Origin of the sequence: Streptomyces nanhaiensis, assembly GCF_046614825.1 — a bacterium.
GTDB lineage: Bacteria > Actinomycetota > Actinomycetes > Streptomycetales > Streptomycetaceae > Streptomyces > Streptomyces radiopugnans.
In genome coordinates this window covers 1-6,044 of the sequence record NZ_JBKJFM010000231.1, presented here as the reverse complement: position 1 = coordinate 6,044, position 6,044 = coordinate 1, and the positions used below count along the sequence as shown (strand labels likewise).

Below are 6,044 nucleotides of genomic sequence, written 5' to 3'. Positions count from 1 at the left end.
CGCGCCCTGTCACGCCGCCCGCCCGGGGCGGCGGTACACGCGGGCACGGGTGCGGCCGCGGGCGCGGGCCGAGGGCTCCCGCGCGCACCGGTGCCGTGGGACGGCGTCCGCGGTGGCGGCCGGCGCGGGGGGTGTGGTGGGCACGGTCATCGCGTTGTCGCTCCGTTGCTCCGTCAGGAGGAATGGTGGGGCGGTACGGCCCGGCGGCCGTCTCCGGGGGCGGTCGGTGGTCACAGCAGGTGGCGTTCCGCGACGGGGTGGCCGAGGAAGCCGTGCATCGCGAACTCCCAGCCGTAGGAGCCCGCGTAGGGGAAAACGACCAGATCCCCCGCTCGGACTCGGTCCACCCGCACATCGCGCAGCAGGGTGTCCTCGGGGGTGCACAGCTCGCCGACGACGGTGACGCGCGTACCGGCCGCCTCCGGGCGCGGCAGGCCCTCGGGCCAGCGGTCGACGGGCAGTACGGCGATGTTGTGGACCAGGTCCCAGGAGGTGGGGAGCTGGAAGTGGTTGATGCCGCCGCGAAGCACGGCGAAGGCGGTGCCGTAGCTGTGCTTGACGTCGGTGACCTCGGCCGCGTACCAGCCGCAGTCGGCCACCAGGAAGCGGCCCGGCTCCAGCACCACCCGCACGCCCGGCGGCGGCTCGCTCCGCGCGACCAGCTCGCCGAAGCGTGAGACGTCGAAGGGCCGCTCGCCCGCGAGCTCCTCGAAGGCCACGCCTATGCCGCCGCCGACGTCGACCATGCGCAGGTCCACGCCGTGCTCCCGGGCGGTCGCCGCGCTCCACTCCACGCACCGGCGCAGATGGGCGGCCTGGGCGGCGGCGTCGAGGTTGTTGGAGGCGGCGTGGATGTGGAAGCCGGTGACGTCCAGGCCCGGCAGCCGCAGCGCCTGCTCCAGCACCCCGGGAACGTCGGGCTCGGGCACCCCGAACTGCGACGCCTGCCCGCCCATGCGCAGCGAACCGGTGGCCTGCGCCGGGACGGGCCCGGCGGCGGGGTTGACGCGCAGCGCCACACGGGCGGTGGTGCCCTCGGCGACGGCGATGCGGCTGATGCGGTGGAGCTCCAGCAGGCTCTCGGCGTTGATCGCCTCGACCCCGGCGCGCACCAGGGCGGTCAGCACGGGCACGGACTTGGCGGGCCCGGCGGCGACGACGGGTACGGGGGAGGAGCCGGGGGAAGGGGAGCCGTCCCGCTCCCGGAGGGCGGCCAGGGCCAGCTCCAGCTCGGTGCGGGAGGCGACCTCGAAGCCGTCCACGTACGGGGCCAGCGCCCGTACGACGCCGGGGAAGGAGTTGGCCTTCACCGCGTAGTGGACGGCCGCCCACTCCGGCAGCGCCGCGCGCAGCTCGCGGGCGCGCGCGGCGGCGGCCTCCCCGTCGTAGAGGTAGGCGGAGACGGGCGCCTCGCCCCGCGCCAGCTCCAGCAGCCGCCGGCGGACCGGCTCGGGCAGGACGTCGGCGGGATAGGCGGAGCGCGGGGCGGCGGAGGGCGGGAGAACGATGGACAAGGGCTCTACCTCGCTGGGTGCGGCACGGGCGGGGAGGCGGTGCGGTCGTCCGGTGCGCGGCGTCAGCCGCCGTCGGAAGCGCTCACGTCCCCTCCCTCCGGGTGCGTGCCCGGGCCGCCGGAGCGGCCGTCAAATTAGGCGAGGCTAACCTAATGACTTCTCTCTTCCCGTCCAAGAGCGCCACACGGCCCGCGGGTGCTCGTATCCCGCTTCCCGCGCGGGCCCTCGCGCACGCGCGCCGGAGACGTCGAATCCCTTACCAGCCGGAGCGTTTGTAGTCCTGGGCGCCGACCGCCGACCGCCGACCGCCGACCGCCGACCGCCGACCGCGGGGCCGGGGCGGTTCCGTTCGTCACTCCATGTGCGCAAACCGCCGTGGAACGCCTTCCCCGCGGGCGGCGGGCCCGGCCGCGGCGGCGCTCGCGCGGCCCTGCCGCCCCGGTTTCCGGCCGCCGGGCCGGATATCCGGTGCACCCCGGGAGGAATTCGCGGCCGGGGCGTGTCACGCTTGAAGTCCGCCACGTCGACGACGACGCCGAGCACCCGATCTCCACGGGGGTGCTCGGCGTCATGCGTTTCACGGGTTCCGCAGGGGTCAGCGGAACAGGCGGGACAACAGGAGCCGCACCTTCTAGGAGAACGCGTGATCGAGAAGATCTACGACCGGATACTGCACCGCAATCCCGGCGAGAAGGAGTTCCACCAGGCCGTGTGGGAGGTCCTGGAATCCCTCGAACCGGTCTTCGCCCGGCGTCCCGAGCTGCTGGACGAGTCTCTCATCGAGCGCCTGTGCGAGCCTGAGCGTCAGATCATCTTCCGTGTCCCGTGGAGCGACGACTCCGGGAGGACCCACGTCAACCGCGGTTTCCGGGTGGAGTTCAACAGCGCCCTCGGCCCGTACAAGGGCGGCCTGCGCTTCCACCCGTCCGTCAACCTGGGGGTCATCAAGTTCCTGGGCTTCGAGCAGACCTTCAAGAACGCCCTGACCGGCATGCCGATCGGCGGCGGCAAGGGCGGCAGCGACTTCGACCCCAAGGGGAGGTCGGACGCGGAGGTCATGCGCTTCTGCCAGTCCTTCATGACCGAGCTCTACCGCCACCTGGGCGAGTACACCGACATCCCGGCGGGCGACATCGGTGTCGGCGGCCGCGAGATCGGCTACCTCTTCGGCCAGTACCGCCGCATCACCAACCGCTGGGAGGCCGGCGTGCTGACCGGCAAGGGTGTCCTGTGGGGCGGGTCGCAGGCCCGCACCGAGGCCACCGGCTACGGCCTGGTCGTCTTCACCGATGAGATGCTCAAGACGCGCGGCGAGAGCCTGGAGGGCAAGCGGGTGGTCGTCTCCGGCTCCGGCAACGTGGCCATCTACGCCATGGAGAAGGCGCGGCAGCTCGGCGCCGTGCCGATCGCCTGCTCCGACTCCGGCGGCTACGTGGTGGAGGAGAAGGGCATCGACCTGGAACTCCTCAAGGAGGTCAAGCTGGCCGAGCGCGGACGGCTGTCGGCGTACGCCGAGCGCAGCGGGGCGCGCTTCGTGCCCGACGGCCGGGTCTGGGAGGTGCCGTGCGAGGTGGCCCTGCCCTCCGCCACCCAGAACGAGCTGGACCGGGACGACGCGGCGACGCTGGTCCGCAACGGCGTGCTCGCGGTCGGTGAGGGCGCGAACATGCCGACCACGCCGGAGGGCGTGCGCGTGCTGCGCGAGGCCGGCGTCCTGTTCGGCCCGGGCAAGGCGGCCAACGCCGGCGGCGTGGCCACCAGCGCGCTGGAGATGCAGCAGAACGCCTCGCGCGACTCCTGGACCTTCGAGCACACCGAGGCCCGGCTGACCGAGATCATGCGGCACATCCACGACCTGTGCCACACCACCGCCGAGCGCTACGGCCGCCCCGGCGACTACGTGGCCGGCGCCAACATCGCCGGCTTCGAGCTGGTGGAGCAGGGCATGGTGGAGCAGGGCCTGATCTAGCCCGTAGGGGCGCGGGGCGCCGGGGGCGGCGGAGGAACGGTTCGCCGCCCCCGGCGCCCGCGTCGTTCCGGCCCGTCGCCGGTCCGGGCGCATCGCGCCCGGCGGGGCCCGGCGGGGCGCTACAGCAGGGCGCTCAGGGCGGCGAGCAGGACGGAGACGGCGACGACCGCGCCGTTGACCGCCGCCAGGCGGTCCGGGGAGGTGCGGCGGGAGATGCGGGTGCCCGCCAGGAGCCCGGCGAGCTGCGGCGGCAGGCACACCGCCGCCAGCAGCAGCGCGTCCGCGACCTGCGCGTCGTCGCCGACGGCGAGGAACGTGGCGACCCGCACCACGGCCGACACCAGCAGGACGCGCGTCACCACGGCCCTGAGGTCGTGAGGTGTCAGGACGCGCTGGAGGTGGACGACGAGCGGCGGCCCGCCGATCCCGGTGAGGCCGCCGACGAACCCGGCCAGCAGACCGGCCGCCCCGTCGCGGGCGTCCAGCGGCCGGGATTCGCGGACCGGACCCCGCCGCCCGGCGTCCACCACCGAGAACAGCCCGGCGAGCACCGCCAGCACCAGGGCGCCGGCGGCCACGGCCTCGGGCACACGGGTCAGGGCCACGACCCCGGCGGCCGTACCCAACGCCATGAAGGCGCCGGTCAGCAGGCCCTCCCGGCCCCGGCGCACGCGCCGGTCCGCGGCGGTGAGGGCCGCGCCGGAGGTGGCGTCCAGGACCCCGGAGGCGGCGACGGCGGTCGGCTGGCCGAACAGCAGCGACGCCACCGGTACGAACAGGGTCGCGGGCCCGAAGCCGGTGAGGCCCTTGAGGCCGTGGGCGACCAGGGCCAGGAGGCCGACGGCCGCGAGCTGCTCCGGGCCGACGCTCACGCGTGGAGGCGGTCGAGGAAGGCGAGGAGGTTGGTCCTGGTGCGCTCCGCCTGCTCCTCCACCGTCAGCGACTCCTCCAGCCGCCCGCCGCCGTCGGGGAGCCTCCTGCCGCGTACGTACAGGGAGCAGGCGAGGTCGGCGCACATGTACAGCCCGACCGAGTCGCCCTCGCGCCCGGCCCGGCCGGCCTTGGGCGCGGCCATGAGGGCCACGCCGTCGGCCGGGTGCGTGGTCAGGCACAGCGAGCACATGCCGCCGCCGCGGCGGGTGCGGCCCGGCTGCCGGGCGGGGGAGCGGAGCGCCACGCCCGTGAGCAGGCCGCCGCGTTCGACGACGACGCAGCAGCGGTCGGGGGCCGCGGGATCGCGCCAGCCGAGGAAGTCCAGGTCGTCCCAGGGCTGTTCGGTCAGGTCGCGCGGCAGTGCCATGCGCTTCGCCTCGCCCTTGGAGCAGTTGACGAACGACGCGCGGATTTCCTTCTCGGTCACGGGTCTCATGGCGGGCAGCCAACCATTCGCGGGGAAGCTCGGGCAAAAGGTTAATACTCACGGGAACACCGCGCGCGGGCAGGGCCGGACGCCGGCCGCGGGACGCCGCGTGCCGGGGCTTCCCGACGGTGCCGCCCGGCGGGCCGCCGGACAGCGGTGCCCGGCGGCCCCGGCTGACGGTGCGTCACGGAGGCTGCCGGAGGGGGCGGGCGGGACGGCGGGCGGTGCGCGTGTCTGAACGGCTAAAGGTCCGAAATGATCCAGAATGGTGGAAACTGCTCCATGTTGACCATAGTTGTCCCGTTGCCGAGGAGCGTGGCATGCATGTTCGCGAAGGGCTCCCCGACCAGCCCACCCGCGTCGGCCGCATCGACTGGCCCAAGGAAGGCGACAACGGTACGCACCTGCGCCTGAGGAGCGGGCACGTCGTCGTCTTCGACCGGCAGCCCTGGCGGATCCTGGAGATCGACGAGTACCGGGACCACCCCTGGCCGCTCTCCTACGAGCAGGCCTGGCGCGAGCACCTCGAACTGTGGCGGCACTCGGAGGACCTGCGCCGGATGAACGGACGGCTGAACGCGCAGCCCCCCGAGCGGGCCGACTTCTACAAGCGGCCCGTGGTGCTGGTCCTGCGCAACGAGAACTTCCCGCGCTCCGCGCCCAAGCACTGGTGCGCGCCCATCAGCCACGGCTGGCAGGTCCTGCCGGAGCACTACGCGGTCTGCCGCACCTGCGGCGAACTGCCGCCCTGCAGCAACGGGGAGTACCGCGGGGAGATCGGTCCCCGCGCCGCCGCGCAGAAGGAGGGCGCGGGCCTGTGCGTACCGGCGGGCTGCTGCATCGGCTGCGCGGAACCCATCAAGCCCCGGATGCGGACGGTGCGCTTCCCCGGCCCGAACCTCTGGTACCCCGACCTGGGCGAGGGCAGCGCGGTCTTCCACGCCCGCACCGCCTGCGCCGACCAGGTCGAGTGCTACCGGCTGCAGTGGAAGGCCGAGCACGTCCCCACCGCGCCGCAGCCGACGGCGCCGCTGTGGTCCCCGGGCGCCGCCGAGAACGTACTGCCGCCGCAGACCAGGTTCTCGCCGGACGCGTCCAGGTCCGCCGGGGGGTGGAACGTTCCGGCGGCGAACGGCACGGGTGCGGCGGAGGCCGCCCCCGCGGCGGCGCCCGCCGCTCCGGCCGCCCCCGCCGCTCCGGC

The 6,044-nt window shown here is 74.4% G+C and carries 5 protein-coding genes; 2 read left to right on the top strand and 3 right to left on the bottom strand.

Going from position 1 to position 6,044, the window contains the following annotated elements:
• Nucleotides 1-230: 230 nt before the first annotated feature.
• Nucleotides 231-1,514, bottom strand: a complete 1,284-nt coding sequence (locus tag ACLIYP_RS28675; RefSeq protein ID WP_412716010.1) for a type III PLP-dependent enzyme domain-containing protein — start codon at nt 1,512-1,514, stop codon at nt 231-233.
• A gap of 643 nt (nt 1,515-2,157) precedes the next feature.
• Here ACLIYP_RS28675 and gdhA point away from each other — a divergent pair.
• Nucleotides 2,158-3,483 (top strand): NADP-specific glutamate dehydrogenase, encoded by a 1,326-nt coding sequence (gene gdhA / locus ACLIYP_RS28670; RefSeq protein ID WP_412716009.1) that lies wholly within the window; start codon nt 2,158-2,160, stop codon nt 3,481-3,483.
• Nucleotides 3,484-3,602: 119 nt separating this feature from the next.
• Here gdhA and ACLIYP_RS28665 read toward each other — a convergent pair whose 3' ends face one another.
• Together ACLIYP_RS28665 and ACLIYP_RS28660 are read right to left on the bottom strand one after the other, a co-directional pair.
• Complete coding sequence (locus ACLIYP_RS28665; protein ID WP_412716008.1) at nt 3,603-4,355, bottom strand: TSUP family transporter; 753 nt, start codon at nt 4,353-4,355, stop codon at nt 3,603-3,605.
• Nucleotides 4,352-4,852: an FBP domain-containing protein gene (locus ACLIYP_RS28660; protein WP_412716007.1), complete on the bottom strand. Its 501-nt coding sequence runs from the start codon at nt 4,850-4,852 to the stop codon at nt 4,352-4,354. Before ACLIYP_RS28660 ends, ACLIYP_RS28665 begins: the two co-directional genes overlap by 4 nt.
• 311 nt (nt 4,853-5,163) lie before the next feature.
• Here ACLIYP_RS28660 and ACLIYP_RS28655 point away from each other — a divergent pair.
• A partial coding sequence (locus ACLIYP_RS28655) for a hypothetical protein (protein WP_412716006.1) occupies nt 5,164-6,044 on the top strand: 881 nt, incomplete at its 3' end.

What these genes read in the sequence shown, in the direction of transcription:
- ACLIYP_RS28660 (WP_412716007.1), bottom strand. Translation starts at nt 4,852, where the DNA reads ATGAGACCCGTGACCGAGAAGGAAATCCGCGCGTCGTTCGTCAACTGC.